We start from the raw sequence: 16,786 nt of genomic DNA on the forward strand, positions 1-16,786 counted from the left end.
AATATGGCTGTATTTCCAGGGACGCCAGTGTCTTATTATGTTGGTCTGATTTGTAAGATGTTGTTAATCAGTTTGTTAAATGGTATGTTTTTCGGCACAATCTTCTATTTGATTGTCACCTTTCTTATCGCTAAAGATTTTAATCAAAATCAATAGTTAGCAAAGCATTCATGAATCTAACATTCTGATTGGAAGGCAGGCAGTATAAGCCGATACTAGAACAACAAAGATTCAAAAGTTCTCAAGTCTCATTTTTCATTCGCAAAACTCCACTATAAACTCATTCAAAATTTGAATTGCCAATGTTAAATTTCTCTTTCACCTTTATATCGATTCAATGTTGTTAATAATATGAGAATAGCTAGAAAAGTGTACTACATGAAAAATAATTACTAGGGGGAATCACCATTTCATGTGAGGCCTCTAAGTAAGTGAAGTGAAAAAATCTGCCCTAATAAAGGGGCAGATTTTTTTGCATTTTTACATTATTCGTAAACATAACAAGTGCCGCTTATAACAGTGACACATTCATAAGTATTAGAGTAAGACTTACCATTCGAATCTCTAAAGAAAACGGTAACGGTTGCTACTCCACTGCTATTGTAGCCATTCCATTGATATTGATAGCCATCATACTTGTCCCTAATAGGGATTAAATTCGAAGCGGCATCAGCAGGAATTGCAGAGAACATTAAAGCACCAGTGAAGAGAGTAGCTCCCACTATTTTTTTCATTTTTCCCTTAAACATTAAAACATCTCCCTTTTCCTTATTTTTCTATTAAACCAATGTTTAACAGATGCTTATAAGAATAGCACGTCTAGCAGGAGAAAAATGTCAAAAAATGTCTAAATAAATAAAAATTCAAAAAATATACATATTTAGGAATTATTTGTTTTTGGCGTGATTGAATGTTTTTTCCTAAAAATGAATAAAGATAGACTACGCATAAAAGCGAACATGGATAAAGGGATGATTAAATTGATTAGGAGGAGAAATACATGCAAAAGCTTTGCAGGGAAGTCTGGATAGAAGTCAATCTTGATGCGATAAAAAGAAATATCGAAGCGATTCAAGCGCATATTCCAAGAAAAAGTAAGATCATGGCTGTCGTGAAGGCGAATGCTTATGGACACGGTTCAGTGGAGGTAGCACGGCAGGCACTGGAAAGCGGTGTGACGGAGCTCGCAGTTGCTAGCTTAGAGGAAGGCATTGTGCTGCGAAGAGCAAAAATTGAAGCGCCGATTTTGGTTCTTGGATTTACACCGCTCGATTGTGTGAAAAGGGCCGCAGCCTGGAGAATTGATCTCTCCGGCCTTCGAGAAGACTGGATTGCTCAAGCAAATGAGATCTTAGCGGAAGAAGAAAGCCAGCGCCGGCTTGGGATTCATGTCAATGTTGACACAGGGATGGGGCGATTAGGTGTACGGACAAAGGAAGAGCTGTTAGCGGTGGTGAAGGCGCTTGAAAAGAGTGAAAACCTGAGGTGGGATGGAATATTTACGCATTTCTCTACTGCGGATGAGCCTGATCCTGATTTCACGTTGCTGCAGCACAGCATCTTCATTGATTTTCTTCGGTTTTTGAAAGAAGAAGGGATCAAACTGCCGACCGTACATATGAACAATACAGCTGCTTCGATTGCGTTTCCTGAATTTAGCGCCGATATGATCCGGCTTGGTATCGGACTTTATGGACTGTATCCCTCGCAATACATTAAAAGCTTAGACGCTGTTCAGCTAGAGCCCGCTCTCAGTTTAAAAGCAAGAATTGCGTTCGTGAAGAAAATGGTGACAAAGCCAAGAACGGTCAGCTATGGGGCAACCTATGTGGCAAAGCCTGACGAAGTCATTGCAACCATACCGATTGGTTATGCAGATGGGTACTCACGTGCTTTATCCAATCGAGGGTTTATGCTTTTCCGCGGAGAAAGAATGCCGATTGCTGGCAGAGTCACAATGGATATGACGATGATCAGCTTAGGAGAGATGAAAGCAAAGCAAGGCGAGGAAGTCGTCATTTATGGCCGTCAAAAGGGCGGAGAAATTTCTGTTGATGAAATTGCTGAAATGCTCAATACGATTAACTATGAAGTCATTGCAACATTAAGCCGCCGTGTTCCAAGGTTTTATCGTCGAGGCGGGAAGATTATTAAAATATCGACGCCGGTGATGTATGTGTGAAGGTAAGGACTGCATGAAAGTCCAAAAATCCCCCTTTATATGGAAAGGGGGATTTTGAGTTTCATGTCTTATTACGGCTTAAGCTCGATACTCTTTATCTAAAATAAGAATTGGTTTAATCGTAGATCCATTTTTAGAATCTTCAAAAGCTTGTTCAATCTCTTCTAATTCGTAGAATTTTGCTAGTTTCTCAACTGGGAATTGTCCATTTTTAAAGAACTTGACTAGTTTAGGAATGAATAGTTGAGGAACGGCATCGCCTTCTATCACACCTTTTAACGTGAGCGCATTGAGCATGAGATCATTTGTGACATTAAACGTTAAATCACGTTTTCCTACTGCTACTGTTGCACAAGTTCCTTTGACACGCAGGCAGTGAAGGGCAGCTAGCGTGACTTCTGGTACTCCAGTTGTTTCAAATGAGTAATGTGCCCCTTTTCCTTCTGTGATTTCCTTCACTTTTTCAGCTGGGTTCTCATGTTTACTGTTGATGACATGTGTTGCACCTAATTCTTTTGCTAGCTCAAGGCGGCTATCATGGATATCAACGGCAATAATCGGATCACAGCCTGCAATTTTTGCTGCCATTAACCCACTTAAACCAACAGCGCCTGTACCGAACACAACAAGGCTTGTACCTGGAGCTGGAGCAAGTGAATTTAAGACAGTACCGCTCCCAGTCATTAAGCCGCAGCCGAATGGTCCTAAATAACGTAAATCAGTTTCTTTGTCTACTTTCACCACATTTTTCTCATCAACCGTTGCATATGTACCAAATGACGATTGACCAAAAAATTGTGATACATCTTGATGATCATGTGTATGGATAGGCGTTTCATTATGTTTATTACGACCAGAAAAATTCAGTGGAATCATGTTTTCACATCCACCAGCGTTCCCGTCAAGACAATTATGGCAATGACCGCAATAAGCGAAACCAAGTACAACGTGGTCTCCTTCTTGAACGGTTGTGACATTAGAACCTGCTTTTACGACAATGCCAGAGCCTTCATGTCCTAATAAAGCAGGACGTGGGACAGGAAGCGTACCATCTAATACTGTGGCATCCGTATGACAAACGCCAGATGCAACGATTTTGACAAGCACTTCATCTGCTTTTGGATCATCTAGTAATAATGTTTGTTTCTCGAAATCTTTTTCATTTGTTGTGACCATCGCTTGAATTTCCATATCATGTGCCCTCACTTTTTGTATAGTATGATATTCTGAAGAAGTTAGATCAAATGTCACAAAAAATTCATTTCTTTATGACTAAGTTGATTGTAGGACGAAAGATTTTCCGTTTCAATCAGCAAAAAATCTTTTTTGTATAGGTTTTCAACACAAATAAATTTATGTATATCTAATCAACATTTATTAAAAAGTTTCTAAAGGAGGGGCCCATGATCAAAAAAGAGGATCGTCGTGTTGAGCGAACAAAAGAAACACTTCGTCAAACATTCAAAATACTAGTAAAAGAAAAAGGATATTCGCACGTAAAAGTGAAGGATATTGTGGAAAAGGCAAACTATAATCGGACGACGTTTTATGTGCATTATGAAAGTAAAGATGAATTAGCAGCAGATGTTATTCACCGGGAAATGGTCAATTTCGAATATGAATTTTGTAAGCCGACTCGTGAAAATCCACTGTTGGATTTAACTCGCATGAAACCAGAAGGCACTGATGTATTTCAATATATCGTTGAAAATCGCGACTATTATGATTTATTAGTGATGGAAGACCGAATTCCCCACATACAAGAAAAATTGCTTAAAAAAATACAATATATTTTCCAAAATAGAATGTCGTTTGTGAGTGATCAGTATGCAGAAATCAACGACAGTTATTTTGTCCAGTATCGTTCATACGGCATCTTTGGTTTTATCATTGAATGGATCAGAAATGACTACAATGCATCTCCCTCAGAAATGGCACGACGTATTATCAATTTATTATATATTCAATCCTCACTCATGATTCAGTTGAAAAATGAAGAAGCGATTATGAAAAGGTAATGCTTAGGCCGCATCTCTAGCCCACAACATTTTGAATGTATATAAAGTTTTATTTAAAACTTCTTTAAATTGTAAACTTTGTAAAAAATAGAACGATAAAAGGAGGGAACATAACGAGTTGGAGGAATAGAAAATGAAAAAAAGGTTTTTATTATTTATCACGGTACTCCTATTAATGAGTATTCTTAGTCCATTTAAAGCAAATGCAGAAAATTCAATTGGATGGACGAAACGAGCTGATTTACCAGAAGAACGTATTAATGCTGGTGTGGGAGTCGTTGATGGGAAGATTTATGTATTTGGTGGAGCAAATGAAAAAAATAAGTTGAATAACCAAACATTTATGTATGATCCAAAAAAAGATGTTTGGGAAGAGAAAGCCAGTATGCCAAGAAATAGAACAGGCGGTACTTACGCTACTGTAGGTAAAAAAATCTATCTAATAGGTGGAATTAATGAAGAGACAGAAGTAGCTTATAACACTATAGATATTTATGATGCAGAACTTGATCAGTGGGCTGAAGAGCCGATTCGAATTCCAAGAGAGCCGGTTTTTTCAGCTTATAGTAAAGGAACTTTACAAGCAGTTGCAGTGAAAGAGAAGATATATATTGTATCTTCAAAAAACTCATATAAGAATAATGTCTATGAATACAATACAGTCTCTGGTGAATGGAAGAGCTTGAACTCATCGGGTTTGCCATCTCGGAATGGGAGAGCCATTTCTGCAATTGACGGAAAAATATATGTTGCAGGTGGCGAAAATTCGATAGGGCATAGTAGAGAAAAGTATTTGTTTCAGTATGATATTTCAACAGATACTTGGAAGAGATTAATTGATGTTCAGTTAACATCTTATACATATGAACCCTCCTATGAAACTTACAACGGCAAGTTCTTTATTATTGGTGGGCAATTATATGGTGATAGTTCGAAAAATATGGTAAATAAAGTTCAGATTTTCAATCCAAAAGATGGCCAATTTAAAAATTCAGCATATGATTTACCAGAAGGTAGAGTATCAGCTGTCGCAGCAATTGTTGATGACCAATTGTATGTCATTGGCGGACGTAACTATTCGGAATCTATGAGACATCTTTCTGTGAAAAGTGATTACAGATCCGTGATTTCTATTTCATTAAAAGACTTACAAGTGACTGAGGATGAAACAAAGCCGGATGATGGGATAGCAGAAGACCCAAAGGATCAAGACGGAACAAAGCCTGGTGATGGAACAACAGAAGACCCAAAGGATCAAGACGGAACAAAGCCTGGTGATGGAACAACAGAAGACCCAAAGGATCAAGACGGAACAAAGCCTGGTGATGATACAACAGAAGACCCAAAGGATCAAGACGGAACAAAGCCAGGTGACGGCACAACAGAAGAGCCAAAAGACCAAGATGGAACAAAACCAGGCGAAGAAACTGCGAAAGGTATACTTTCCATTACCATGATCAATGGGTTACAAAAGGATTATCTGCTCTCAATGAAAGAAATCAACGATTTTCTTAATTGGTATAAAGAAAGAAGCTTTGGAATCGGAATGAACTTTTATGAGATCAATGATGAACACAATAAAGGACCTTTCACAAGTAAGAAAGATTACGTGGTGTACCAAAATATCTTAATGTTTGATATCAAGCAATATTGATAAAATGAAAGCTGCTGATAATAGATTAGCAGCTTTTTATATTTTACATTATTGTTAAAATTAGGATGAACATCATAAAAAAATAAGATATTTTTTTAAAAATCTGCTAAACATCCCATAACCACGTCCGATAATAGAATTGTCAGGGTTGATAAGCCCTAGAATAAAGGACTTTTTTCAGACAAGGACGTCTGTCAGGTCCCACATACATGGAGGTAATAGGAAATGAGAATTAACCACAATATCGCAGCACTTAACACATTAAACCGTTTATCTGCAAACAACGGTGCGAGCCAAAAGAACATGGAGAAACTTTCTTCTGGTCTTAAAATCAACCGTGCAGGAGATGACGCAGCAGGTCTTGCAATCTCTGAAAAAATGCGTGGACAAATCCGCGGATTAGAAATGGCTTCTAAAAACGCACAAGACGGTATCTCTCTTATTCAAACAGCTGAAGGTGCATTGACTGAAACTCATGCAATCCTTCAACGTATGCGTGAACTAACTGTTCAAGCAGGTAACACTGGTACTCAACAAACTGAAGATTTAACTGCTATTAAAGAGGAAATGGATGCATTAATCGAAGAGATTGATGGTATCTCTAACCGTACAGAATTTAACGGTAAGAAATTACTTACTGGTGACTTCAAAGCTGGTGCTACTCCTGCAACAGATCTAATTTTCCAAATTGGTGCAAATGCTACGCAACAAATTAAAGTAAACATTGAAGAAATGTCAGCTGATGCACTTGGAACAGACGCTACTTTAAATGTTTCTTCTTTAGATGTAACTAAATTTGCTACTAATGCACCTGATGTTGCAGCTGATGGCTATGATGCCCAATTAAAGATTGTTGACGATGCAATCAATCAAGTATCATCTCAACGTGCTAAACTTGGAGCAGTTCAAAACCGTCTAGAGCACACAATCAACAACCTTGGTGCTTCTGGTGAAAACTTAACAGCTGCTGAGTCTCGTATCCGTGACGTTGACATGGCGAAAGAAATGAGTGAGTTCACAAAGAACAACATTCTTTCTCAAGCTTCTCAAGCAATGCTTGCACAAGCGAACCAACAGCCACAAAACGTACTTCAATTACTACGTTAATGAAAGGCCCCTTGATGGGGCTTTTTTTTATGCTCTTTTTTCTTCGCTTTTTCTCCTTCTCTTCACTTGTGATTCTTTAATCCCTCTGTTAAATCATGAAAAATGACCTTTAAATTTGGCATACTCTAGCGAAACGATCATATTGAATGAGACTTTTCCCTTATTTATTCCTTTTTTGTTAAACATATTCCATTAAAGTTCGATAAATGGATTGTAAGGCTTACAGAAAAATTCTAATTTAGAACTTTTAGACATGGATGTCTAATTGGTTCAAACACATGGAGGTCATTTAATATGAGAATTAACCACAATATCGCAGCACTTAACACATTGAATCGTCTTTCTACTAACAACGGTTCAAGCCAAAAGAACATGGAGAAACTTTCTTCTGGTCTTCGCATTAATCGCGCAGGGGATGACGCAGCAGGTCTTGCGATCTCTGAAAAAATGAGAAGTCAAATCCGTGGTCTAGAAATGGCTACTAAAAACTCTCAAGATGGTATCTCTCTTATTCAAACGGCTGAAGGCGCATTGACTGAATCTCATGCGATACTTCAACGTATTCGTGAGCTAGTTGTTCAAGCTGGGAACACAGGTACACAGCAGGAAGAGGATTTAGCATCCATTCAAGATGAAATTTCAAACTTGCAAGATGAGATTACAAGTATTTCTACTCGTACAGAGTTTAACGGGAAGAAATTATTAGACGGAACTTATTCGTCTAAGGGTGCTGATGACGGTGGTGAGGCACAAAGCCTTGTATTCCAAATCGGTGCAAACGCAACACAACAAATTACACTTAACATTGAAAACATGGGTGCTTCAGTTTTAGGTACAGATGGGACGGCTGAAGGTGAAGATGGAGCCGGTTCTGTTGCTGGAATCGATGTGACAAAATTTATTAGTGCAAGTGGTGAAGATGGCGAGGAAGCTGCTGGATTTGATGCACAACTTGGTATTATTGAAACAGCAATTAAGCAAGTGTCTGCTCAGCGATCTAAGCTTGGTGCAGTCCAAAACCGTCTAGAGCACACAATCAACAACCTTAGCGCTTCTGCTGAAAACTTAACAGCTGCTGAGTCTCGTATCCGTGACGTTGATATGGCGAAAGAAATGAGTGAGTTCACAAAGAACAACATTCTTTCTCAAGCTTCTCAAGCAATGCTTGCACAAGCGAACCAACAGCCACAAAACGTACTTCAATTATTACGTTAATTAAAAGCCCCCTTTGAGGGGCTTTTTTTATGTTAGTTTGATTTTAGCAATTGATGTAATTGAAAGTCTGGAACAGCTTCATAGAAGAAAGCTCGATTTAATTCATCATTCTTTTGATCCCACCTATGCCACCAGTGGCCGACCTCACCAGTGGAGTCAGCTTGAATCATGTCTTGCAGCTGCTCTAGGTTGATGATTTTTCTCGGTTCTATTAAGAACGAATGCATACGATGATACGCCTCAAGGCATTTAGGTTGTTTTGTTTGAACGGCATATTGTACATAATAATTGAAAAATTCTTGTGCAAATGTCAGATGGGGAATGGGGGTTCCTTTTAATTCGACGCCTTCCCAAGCCATATCCGCAATTGCACAAAGCCACCAGCCAAGCTCATTGGCGTGCTGCATTTGTTGTAAGGTATGCCGTTCAAAAGAAATTAGCCCATCTTCTTGTGCTTGTTTGAGCATACGCTCAAGTGTCTGTGCCTCAAGAGCGGCCTTTGTCATTCCCTGACCATGTATTGGATCTAATGTGCATAAGGCATCACCCATGACCAATAAGCCGCTTGGCCAATCTTCCATTTGTTCATAGTGGTTTCTGACACAAGCCGGAACTCTAAATCCTTTTGGTTTCGTATAGGGAATTAAATGAGTGATGGCTTCTGCTATAGAGGGATTGGTCAGCCTAGCGGTCTCTACATCAAACTGATCAGCGTCCGTTGTTGGATAATGAGAACCGCCAGCTGCAGAGAGAAGAACCGCTGCTAAATCATGATCTACTCGTTCAAACAGTCCTGTTGGAATTTTTTTATTTGGCTGTCCAACGATGACCATTGGTTCTAGGTTCGGTGCCTCAGATGGTATTTGGTAGTATCTCGTGCTATAGCCAAGAGACACGATTAGCTCATCTGTCTGCGGCAAGGTTCGTCCTGCGCTTTTCAGCCATTTTGGCAATTTTGACATTCTTCCAGACGTATCAATGACTAAGTCCGCGCTCATTTTGTTGATGATTCCAGGCTTTATCCTCCGATCTTTGACCTGTAATCCACTCACTTTAGTCGTTTCTTCTTCAAAAAGAAGAGCGTTCGCTTCATGTTTTTCTAAAAATTGAACACGATCCTCACGTAACATTCTTTGCATCAGCACCCACTCTAGCATGGCACGTCGTGTGACAGCTGTTTCTTCAGTATCGGTGAGTACTAACTCGCCATCTTTTGTCATAAATCGAGATGTCTGATGCCATGTGTTGTACCCGCCCATTTCGAGTAATTCTTTTGTATAACCAGGAAATAGACGTTCCACGATTTGTTTGCCTAGTGGCAGCATTCTATGTGGATGAAAAGCTTGAGGCGTGCCAAGACGATTCTCAGGAGCGTCTGGCAATTCGTCCTTTTCAATAATCAATACTTCAAGGTAAAAACTTGATAAAACCTTTGCAGCGAGCATTCCCGTTATTCCGCCTCCGATGACGATCGCCCGCTCATACTTCATGGGTTGTGTCACAACATGCGCCTCCAGTGAATATATAAAATGGTTACATGACCATTTCGTCATATGTTGATTTTCTAAGTATAGCAAATTCTCGTTTTTTTGAATATAGAAAGGAATTGGCATACTTTTTACTCGTAAATATGAAAAAAACTTCAATCTTGATCATTATTTTTAAAAAATAATAATCAAATTTAAGAGGAATGACCGGTAAATACATTAAGGGGGTAGAGAAAATGGATATACTACAGAGTGTTGTAACCGCAGCACCTTATATGATGAAGATTTTAAAAGATGAAGTGACGATGGGTGTCATTGATCGAGAAAAATTCTTGCTGTATTTGCCATCAAAATCGGTGTATGGGACGCCTTTAAATGCAATGGGATTGCCGATTTTCGATGAAAATCAACAAGTCATTGGTGCAATCGCTTTAGGTTTTCCGCTAAAAAATCAAATAGAACTTGAGGCGTATATGGAGTCATTGAACGACATCATTCAAAGTATTCAAGAAAAAGTACATGTGGTGGCGGCTCATTCAGAAGAGCTCTCTGCGACAAGTGAGGAAATGACATTCCAAACACAGCAAACACTAGAAAGCTCGAAAAAAACTTCAGATATTACAAAAATGATCAAAGGTATCTCTAAACAAACGAGTTTGCTAGGATTGAATGCTTCAATTGAAGCAGCCAGGGCAGGGAAAGAGGGGGCGGGTTTTAGTGTGGTAGCGAGCGAGGTTCAAAAGCTCTCAAGCGAAACCTCACGTGCAACAGAAAACATAGAAAGCTCATTGCAAGGGATTTCCTCTAATATACATACATTACTTGAGAGTATGGGCCATATGAAAGGGTCATCTTCAGAACAGGCTTTATTAGTGACGGAGTTTAGTGAAATTGTAGATAGGTTGACGACGGTTAGCAAAGAAATGAAAGAATTTATGCAAAAGGTGATGTCAACGTAAAAAACGAATCCAAAAAGGGTTCGTTTTTTTGTTGGCTCGTTATTTTCTGTTTTTCTGATCAAAGCGATAATCGTATGTTTCACCTTTGACCACATTTAAAAACTCATGTCCAATTTGAACGAGCTGTGCATTTTCCCATTTGATCAGAGGATCTTTATCAGGGTACTTCCAGTAGATTGTTTTTTTGTGATGGGTGAGTTTGTTTTCAATTTCTGCTCTGACCGCATTCTCTTTTAGTTTTCCTCCGCTATGTCGATATGTGTTAATGGTATAGGTTCCATCAGGTGATGATATCGAGCGGATGAATGTTCCGTGAGACACGCCTTGAAGAGAGAAGCATTTCCAGTAAATAATTCCGGCGAAGCTAAGACATAAGATGGCAAGGATGATGGTGGTTTTCTTTTTAAACATGAATTCCTCCAGGTGTAGATCGCAATATTCTAATATATGAGAGAGATTACAAAAAGATTCATATAGTCCAAAAGTTCTATTCATTTCAATTATCGGTCATTTTTTCTCAACATTCAACAGTTAGCCCGTAAAGATAAGGAAAATTTAAGGATGCATTCAGATCACACTGGTTATTCGAAAACACTTTACAAAAGAATTTGCGATTAGTAGACTTATGCTCATATAGAGAAATGGGGCAGATGGAATGAATCAAATCATAGATACGTATCAAAATTATGAAGAGCTTTCCGCTCATGAAAGAAAAGGGATCGACTATCAGATTCTTCATCAGCGGAAAGGGGATCAGCTTCTCGTCCTGTCACCTCATGCGGGAGGGATTGAATCTGGCGTGAGCGAGCTGGTCCATGAAGTAGCAACCGATTATTCTATGTATTTATTCGAGGGCCTTAAAGTGAAAGGCAATCATGTTCTTCATATTACGAGCACACGTTTTGATGAGCCGATTTGTCTTTCTCAAGTGCATACACATCATTATACGTTTGCACTCCACGGCTATGGAGAAACAGACGTCCTACAAACTTTAGTTGGCGGTACCGACAGGGAAAAAGCTGCTGAAACAGTGAAGTATCTCACACAAAATGGCTTCCATGCCTTACTTTTATCTGAATCGGATCAATTTGCTGGAACACATCCTCAAAATATTAATAATCAATGCCTCACAGGAAAAAGTGTTCAAATTGAAATTAGCCAAGCTCAGAGAAGAGCTTTCTTTCAAGACTTTAGGCGGAGCCGTAGGCGTGATACACAAACCGAACAATTTTATCAATACACAAATGTACTGAAACAAGTGTTAAGCCTTTATGAATAAACTTCTGACGTCACGTGTGCAGACGCTTTTGTTTGATACGCAGCTTCATTTTCTGCGACCTTGCCTGCTCTCATTAAATAAGAAGTGAATTCTTTTTGAAATTGAATGCCGGCTCTTCGCTGTTCAAATAGAGCAAGCCGTTTTTCAGCAAAATCCCGAGTGACATGAAATGTTTGAGCAATATGCAAAATGGCTTGCTGCCTAAGGTTTGGGAGCGTCATTTGCAGCAGCATAAAAGTCGGAACACAAAAGTGATACATGAATTGTTTTGCTTGAAACTCTTGCAGTTCTCGAAAGAGCTTGTGCATGTTAAAGTGGTTGCCTGTATGCTTCAGCACATGACAAAGCTCGTGGGCGAAATCCTGCCACTGTTCTTCTGACGATAAGGCTCTGTTTAAAATAATACTGTAAAGACCTTGATGTTTGATCATCATGCTGCCAGTATCCTCGTAGTGTACCCATACATGAAATTCAGCGGCGATCCTATGCATGTCTACATAGGCAGGACCGCTTATTTGCAGTTGAGTGTATAACCGTTTAATATCTTCTTCTAAATGGGTTAAAAAATAAGTCATGTCAAAACCTCCATACAAACGTATGTTCTATTTTTGCCGTAAAAGAAAAGTCCATATAGGACTAAATGGCTAATAAAGCTATCGCTTACTTTTTATATCGGCTTGTTTTTAACAATTTTAACATAAAATCAAAGAAAATTGGAAGTTTTTCCTGTTTTTTATTCTATTTTTTTATATTTTACAAAGATAAAACGGCGATTGAATTCAAATTTTACCATAGTCTTATGACGAAAACAAACAAATTTGTCTTACGTTTGCCACCGATTGATGAGCAAGATCAAACATCAATTTAACAAAAAGGAGTGCAAAACATGGTACAAATTTATCAAGATTTTATTCCAGTTGGAAACGGAAATCGGCCAGGATATGCTATGACGCCGCTTTATGTAACTGTGCATAACACAGCCAATACATCTAAGGGAGCTGACGCAAAAAGTCACGCGGCATATGTCAAACGCTCAACAACAGAGGTAAGCTGGCACTTTACAGTGGATGACAAGGAAATTTTTCAGCATCTCCCTTTAAATGAAAATGGATGGCATGCTGGGGATGGACATGGAGATGGCAACCGAAAATCGATTGGCATTGAAATTTGTGAAAATGAGGATGGAAACTTTCAACAAGCTGTCAAACATGCCCAGTGGCTTATTCAAAAGCTTTTAAAAGAACATGGCATTCCATTAGCAAATGTGGTGACGCATCAGCATTGGTCAGGAAAAACATGTCCACGTCTGCTGCTAGCTACATGGGATGAATTTAAAAGAGGAATTGAGACTGCAGGTGATCCGGAAACGGTTATCACATATGTGGTGAAAAGCGGGGATACGCTAACGAGTATTGCCAAAGCCCATGGTGTCACAGTGAGTGATTTACAGACATGGAATCAGATTAGTGACCCGAACATGATTCGAGTTGGACAAGTTCTCAAGATTTATCATGCAGAAGAAAAGCTCAGTTATGAACTGCCGGATGGGGTGTTAAAGGTGACATCACCTCTGACAAAGGGGGAGCATGTACGTCTCGTCCAAAAAGCGCTTGCTGCTGTGTATTTTTATCCTGACAAAACAGCTGTAGATAAGGGCATTGATGGCGTTTATGGGGAAAAAACAGCCAATGCCGTCGCTCGATTTCAACTGATGAATGGTCTAACAAGTGATGGAGTATACGGTCCTAAAACAAAAGTGAAGTTGCTTCAACTATTAAATCAGTGAGTCTTTCTTTTTGGCCGCTTGAATGGCGGCTTCACTTTTTTCGTGTAATCGGCAGACATAAGGGGATGGCTTAAATTCAGCAAACTGAACATACCTCAATTGTTTAAGTTTCTTTTTCATATTGGCACCTCAATCGTTGCAGCAGTTGGTTTTATTGTATGCAAGTAGATGTGAAAACGGAAGTAGGACGCGGATGAAGTTCCGCGTCCTTTAGTGTAATCAAGCTTTTTTATTTTTATACTCATCTAGGAGCTGTTCATTCTTTTTGAAAATACGCTCCGTATGGGGACTTACTTTGTAATCAGCCATACTAATATGGCGCTTTTTCTTTAAAATCTTAAATGGGTTTTTCTTGCGATTGTTATTATCCCCTTGAAGTGCGTGTTCCATCTTCATCACCTTCCTCTTCGTCAGGCAAGATTAGGTCATAAATCGTTGTAAGTGAAGTCATTAATAAATAGTCGAATTCAGTGACAATATCCTCAGAGGTCAGCTTAATCACAAAGTGTGCATCCGCTACTGAAAACGGGATGAGAACCAATTTGCCGAAATCATCGTAATACACTTCCTGCCTGTCAAGCTTTGCTTGAATGAGCGCTCTCTGATCAAGTGTCCGCAGCAGGTCATCTTTTTGCTCCTGCGTATCATAAGGACAAAGAACTGCTTGAATATTCATTTTTTCTGCAAAAGAATAGATCAGTCGTTCAATTCCCTCTATATATGCTTCTATACTTCCATAATATACATGGATCGGTTCGTTTTTCAATAGGTATTGGTACGTTTTTAGTTTATTGAGGTAAGAATGAAGCAGGTCGTTATTTTGTTCTAGGAGTTGATGGGTGTCGGTTTCAAGTTCATGATTTCCGAGTTTTTTAATATAGGAGCTGAGGAAAATAAAGGCATCAGTTAATGCGAAAAAAACAGCAATAATCAGGTAGTGCATCCAATCGGTGAAGATTGAAGCAGGGTCATTTGTCCAGTACACAACAGCACCCGCTACATAAATCCAATACCACGTTTTACGAATCGCAAACATCTTTTCTTTTACTTTTTGTTCAAAGCGCCATACCGCAAATACATATACAGCAAGAGCACCTAGCAATAACCAAACAGTCAATTGAAAAAATAATAGCATGTTCTTCTCTCCCATAGACAGATGGATACTTATTTATTTCTATGGATATGTTTGGAAACCCTGCTTCATGAAAAAATGGCTTGCAGAAAAAGAGCATTTGAGGATGCAAACAAATAAAAAAGACCTGTTAGACAGGTCTTTTAAATTAAAGAATCGCATTTAACACAAAGTATATAAGTGCCCCTAGAGTTCCCGAAATCGGTAATGTGATCACCCAAGTGACAAGCATACGTTTTGCCGTACCCCAGTTAACTCCTTTTACTCTATGTGCAGAACCTACACCTAGAATAGAAGATGAGATCACGTGAGTGGTACTAACCGGTAAGTGAATAAATGTTGCACCGAAGATAATAGCTGCACCTGTTAAGTCTGCAGATACTCCGTTTACTGGACGAATCTTCATGATTTTACCGCCGACTGTTTTAATAATCTTCCAGCCGCCAATAGACGTACCTAGTCCCATTGCAAGAGCACAAGAGAATTGTACCCAGAAAGGAATGTCGTCTGTTGTATGCAAATTACCTGCAATTAAAGCCATCGTAATAATTCCCATCGCTTTTTGCGCATCGTTTGTTCCGTGGGTATACGATTGCAGTGCAGCCGTTAAAATTTGAACACGTCGGAATTGTTTATTTGTTTTTGCGAGATTGTTGTTTCGGAATATAATTTTGATAATGGTATACACGATATATCCCAAAACAAAAGCCAGGATAGGTGAAAGCAATAGTGCTTGAATGATTTTAATGAATCCCGAATAGTTTAAAGCGCCAAAACCAGCGGAGGCAATAACAGCTCCTGCAATTGACCCGATCAGTGCGTGTGAAGAACTACTCGGAATCCCGTAATACCAAGTAAGCAAGTTCCAAGTAATGGCTGCAATTAAAGCAGCCAAAATGACGACAGATCCGTTTTGAAGTGTAAAAGGATCTGCGATGTCTTTTGTAATGGACTTTGCCACACCTGTAAATGTCATTGCTCCTAAGAAGTTCATAAACGCTGCCATAATAATAGCATGTCTTGGCTTTAACGCCTTTGTTGAAACTGAAGTAGCAATGGCATTTGCTGTATCGTGGAATCCGTTAATGAAATCAAAAGCAAGTGCACAAATGACAATAAGTATGGTAAGGATGAGTAAAGTATCCATGTTTAACTAACCCCGTTACGCATTCTTCATAATGATTGTTTCTAGATTGTTGGCAACACTTTGACAGGAATCTGCGATTTCTTCAAGTGTTTCGTAAATTTCTTTGTATTGAATGACCTTAATTGGATCTGTTTCTTTTCCAAACAAGTTCTTTAGTGATTTGCGGTGAAGATTGTCACAATTATGCTCAATCTCTTTAATTTTGATTGCGTGCGGATGAATATCTTTCAAGCGATTATCAGCCAGTAATTCAATAGTCGTTAAAATTTCTTTCGCACATTCTCTGATGTAGTGGCTGAATTTGTCGATATGTTCGTCAGAGCTTGTAATTGAATAAATTTCTAAAGTTGCTGAAAAATGCTCAATGCCGTCTAAAACATCGTCGAGGCTATTCGTCAATTGAAGAATGTCTTCACGTTCAATCGGTGTAATAAAGGCTTTGTTCAGCTCTTTAATCATGGTATGAACATGATTATCACCTTTTGTCTCATATTCCTTCAATGTGTCAGAAAATTCTTTCAGAGTGGTTTGATTTGTTACTTTATAGCTAACAAAATACTCAGCAGTTTCATCTAAATTTTTAGCAATTTCCGTTAACAAGACGGAAAACTTGTCTTTTTTCCTTTTTAACATGTAAAAACCCTCCATTGTATAAATGAGACAATGCACACATCAAATAATTATATATTCTTTTGTCGAAAAAAAACAGGTGTAGTCGAAAATTTCTTCACTTTTTCTATTTGATCTTATTCTGACCTAAAGATGTGATCTCAACTCACCTTTTTCAGAAAGGGGAGAAGAAAGCAAAAAAGCGGACCAT

At 38.8% G+C, this 16,786-nt stretch carries 18 protein-coding genes; 8 read left to right on the forward strand and 10 right to left on the reverse strand.

What is annotated here, in order from left to right:
* Positions 1 to 485: 485 nt before the first annotated feature.
* On the reverse strand, positions 486 to 749 hold the full coding sequence (locus MHI58_RS06040; RefSeq protein WP_024720168.1) for a hypothetical protein: 264 nt from the start codon (positions 747 to 749) through the stop codon (positions 486 to 488).
* Between the two features lie 251 nt (positions 750 to 1,000).
* On the opposite strand from MHI58_RS06040, the gene alr reads away from it, so the two are divergent.
* Entirely contained in the window at positions 1,001 to 2,182 is a 1,182-nt protein-coding gene (gene alr / locus MHI58_RS06045) for an alanine racemase (protein ID WP_113766967.1), read from the forward strand.
* Between the two features lie 78 nt (positions 2,183 to 2,260).
* On the opposite strand, the gene MHI58_RS06050 is transcribed toward alr, so the two are convergent.
* Positions 2,261 to 3,373, reverse strand: a complete 1,113-nt coding sequence (locus tag MHI58_RS06050) for an NAD(P)-dependent alcohol dehydrogenase (RefSeq protein ID WP_113766968.1) — start codon at positions 3,371 to 3,373, stop codon at positions 2,261 to 2,263.
* A 212-nt stretch (positions 3,374 to 3,585) separates the two neighbouring features.
* Here MHI58_RS06050 and MHI58_RS06055 point away from each other — a divergent pair, with 212 nt between their 5' ends.
* The 4 genes from MHI58_RS06055 to hag (MHI58_RS06070) all read left to right on the forward strand — a co-directional run bounded on the left by MHI58_RS06055 (position 3,586) and on the right by hag (MHI58_RS06070) (position 8,176).
* On the forward strand, positions 3,586 to 4,200 hold the full coding sequence (locus MHI58_RS06055; RefSeq protein WP_046343327.1) for a TetR/AcrR family transcriptional regulator: 615 nt from the start codon (positions 3,586 to 3,588) through the stop codon (positions 4,198 to 4,200).
* A 133-nt stretch (positions 4,201 to 4,333) separates the two neighbouring features.
* The gene (locus tag MHI58_RS06060; protein ID WP_113766969.1) at positions 4,334 to 5,854 is read left to right on the forward strand and encodes a kelch repeat-containing protein; all 1,521 of its coding nucleotides are present in this window, start codon (positions 4,334 to 4,336) and stop codon (positions 5,852 to 5,854) included.
* Positions 5,855 to 6,079: 225 nt separating this feature from the next.
* The gene (gene hag / locus MHI58_RS06065) at positions 6,080 to 6,961 is read left to right on the forward strand and encodes a flagellin Hag (protein ID WP_061418747.1); all 882 of its coding nucleotides are present in this window, start codon (positions 6,080 to 6,082) and stop codon (positions 6,959 to 6,961) included.
* Positions 6,962 to 7,255: 294 nt separating this feature from the next.
* Entirely contained in the window at positions 7,256 to 8,176 is a 921-nt protein-coding gene (hag, locus tag MHI58_RS06070; protein ID WP_041092274.1) for a flagellin Hag, read from the forward strand.
* Positions 8,177 to 8,208: 32 nt separating this feature from the next.
* Here the strand turns inward: hag (MHI58_RS06070) and MHI58_RS06075 are convergent, their stop codons facing one another.
* Positions 8,209 to 9,678 carry an NAD(P)/FAD-dependent oxidoreductase gene (locus MHI58_RS06075; RefSeq protein WP_113766970.1) on the reverse strand — a complete coding sequence of 490 codons (1,470 nt, stop codon included), beginning with the start codon at positions 9,676 to 9,678 and terminating at the stop codon, positions 8,209 to 8,211.
* 221 nt (positions 9,679 to 9,899) lie between these two features.
* Between MHI58_RS06075 and MHI58_RS06080 the strand changes: the two genes are divergently transcribed.
* On the forward strand, positions 9,900 to 10,622 hold the full coding sequence (locus tag MHI58_RS06080) for a methyl-accepting chemotaxis protein (protein WP_045034929.1): 723 nt from the start codon (positions 9,900 to 9,902) through the stop codon (positions 10,620 to 10,622).
* Between the two features lie 39 nt (positions 10,623 to 10,661).
* Here the strand turns inward: MHI58_RS06080 and MHI58_RS06085 are convergent, their stop codons facing one another.
* Positions 10,662 to 11,033: a DUF5412 domain-containing protein gene (locus MHI58_RS06085; RefSeq protein WP_017359605.1), complete on the reverse strand. Its 372-nt coding sequence runs from the start codon at positions 11,031 to 11,033 to the stop codon at positions 10,662 to 10,664.
* 244 nt (positions 11,034 to 11,277) lie between these two features.
* Here MHI58_RS06085 and MHI58_RS06090 point away from each other — a divergent pair, with 244 nt between their 5' ends.
* Complete coding sequence (locus MHI58_RS06090) at positions 11,278 to 11,901, forward strand: poly-gamma-glutamate hydrolase family protein (RefSeq protein WP_024719586.1); 624 nt, start codon at positions 11,278 to 11,280, stop codon at positions 11,899 to 11,901.
* Here MHI58_RS06090 and MHI58_RS06095 read toward each other — a convergent pair.
* Positions 11,892 to 12,476, reverse strand: coding sequence for an ImmA/IrrE family metallo-endopeptidase (locus tag MHI58_RS06095; protein ID WP_041507425.1), 585 nt, complete (start codon positions 12,474 to 12,476; stop codon positions 11,892 to 11,894). The genes MHI58_RS06090 and MHI58_RS06095 overlap by 10 nt on opposite strands.
* Before the next feature lie 311 nt (positions 12,477 to 12,787).
* Between MHI58_RS06095 and MHI58_RS06100 the strand changes: the two genes are divergently transcribed.
* Entirely contained in the window at positions 12,788 to 13,687 is a 900-nt protein-coding gene (locus tag MHI58_RS06100; RefSeq protein ID WP_017359601.1) for an N-acetylmuramoyl-L-alanine amidase, read from the forward strand.
* On the opposite strand, the gene MHI58_RS06105 is transcribed toward MHI58_RS06100, so the two are convergent.
* From MHI58_RS06105 to MHI58_RS06125, 5 genes are all read right to left on the reverse strand, one after another.
* On the reverse strand, positions 13,676 to 13,807 hold the full coding sequence (locus MHI58_RS06105; protein WP_255816994.1) for a hypothetical protein: 132 nt from the start codon (positions 13,805 to 13,807) through the stop codon (positions 13,676 to 13,678). The two genes, MHI58_RS06100 and MHI58_RS06105, sit on opposite strands and share 12 nt — an antisense overlap.
* Before the next feature lie 99 nt (positions 13,808 to 13,906).
* Complete coding sequence (locus MHI58_RS06110) at positions 13,907 to 14,083, reverse strand: type II toxin-antitoxin system SpoIISB family antitoxin (RefSeq protein WP_008346289.1); 177 nt, start codon at positions 14,081 to 14,083, stop codon at positions 13,907 to 13,909.
* Positions 14,052 to 14,822 carry a type II toxin-antitoxin system SpoIISA family toxin gene (locus MHI58_RS06115; RefSeq protein ID WP_019743468.1) on the reverse strand — a complete coding sequence of 257 codons (771 nt, stop codon included), beginning with the start codon at positions 14,820 to 14,822 and terminating at the stop codon, positions 14,052 to 14,054. Before MHI58_RS06115 ends, MHI58_RS06110 begins: the two co-directional genes overlap by 32 nt.
* A gap of 145 nt (positions 14,823 to 14,967) precedes the next feature.
* Positions 14,968 to 15,966, reverse strand: coding sequence for an inorganic phosphate transporter (locus tag MHI58_RS06120; protein ID WP_017359158.1), 999 nt, complete (start codon positions 15,964 to 15,966; stop codon positions 14,968 to 14,970).
* Positions 15,967 to 15,981: 15 nt separating this feature from the next.
* The gene (locus MHI58_RS06125) at positions 15,982 to 16,599 is read right to left on the reverse strand and encodes a DUF47 domain-containing protein (protein WP_017359157.1); all 618 of its coding nucleotides are present in this window, start codon (positions 16,597 to 16,599) and stop codon (positions 15,982 to 15,984) included.
* Between the last annotated feature and the right edge of the window lie 187 nt (positions 16,600 to 16,786).

Source organism: Bacillus sp. FSL K6-2869 (genome assembly GCF_040869405.1).
Taxonomy (GTDB): Bacteria; Bacillota; Bacilli; order Bacillales; family Bacillaceae; genus Bacillus; species Bacillus altitudinis.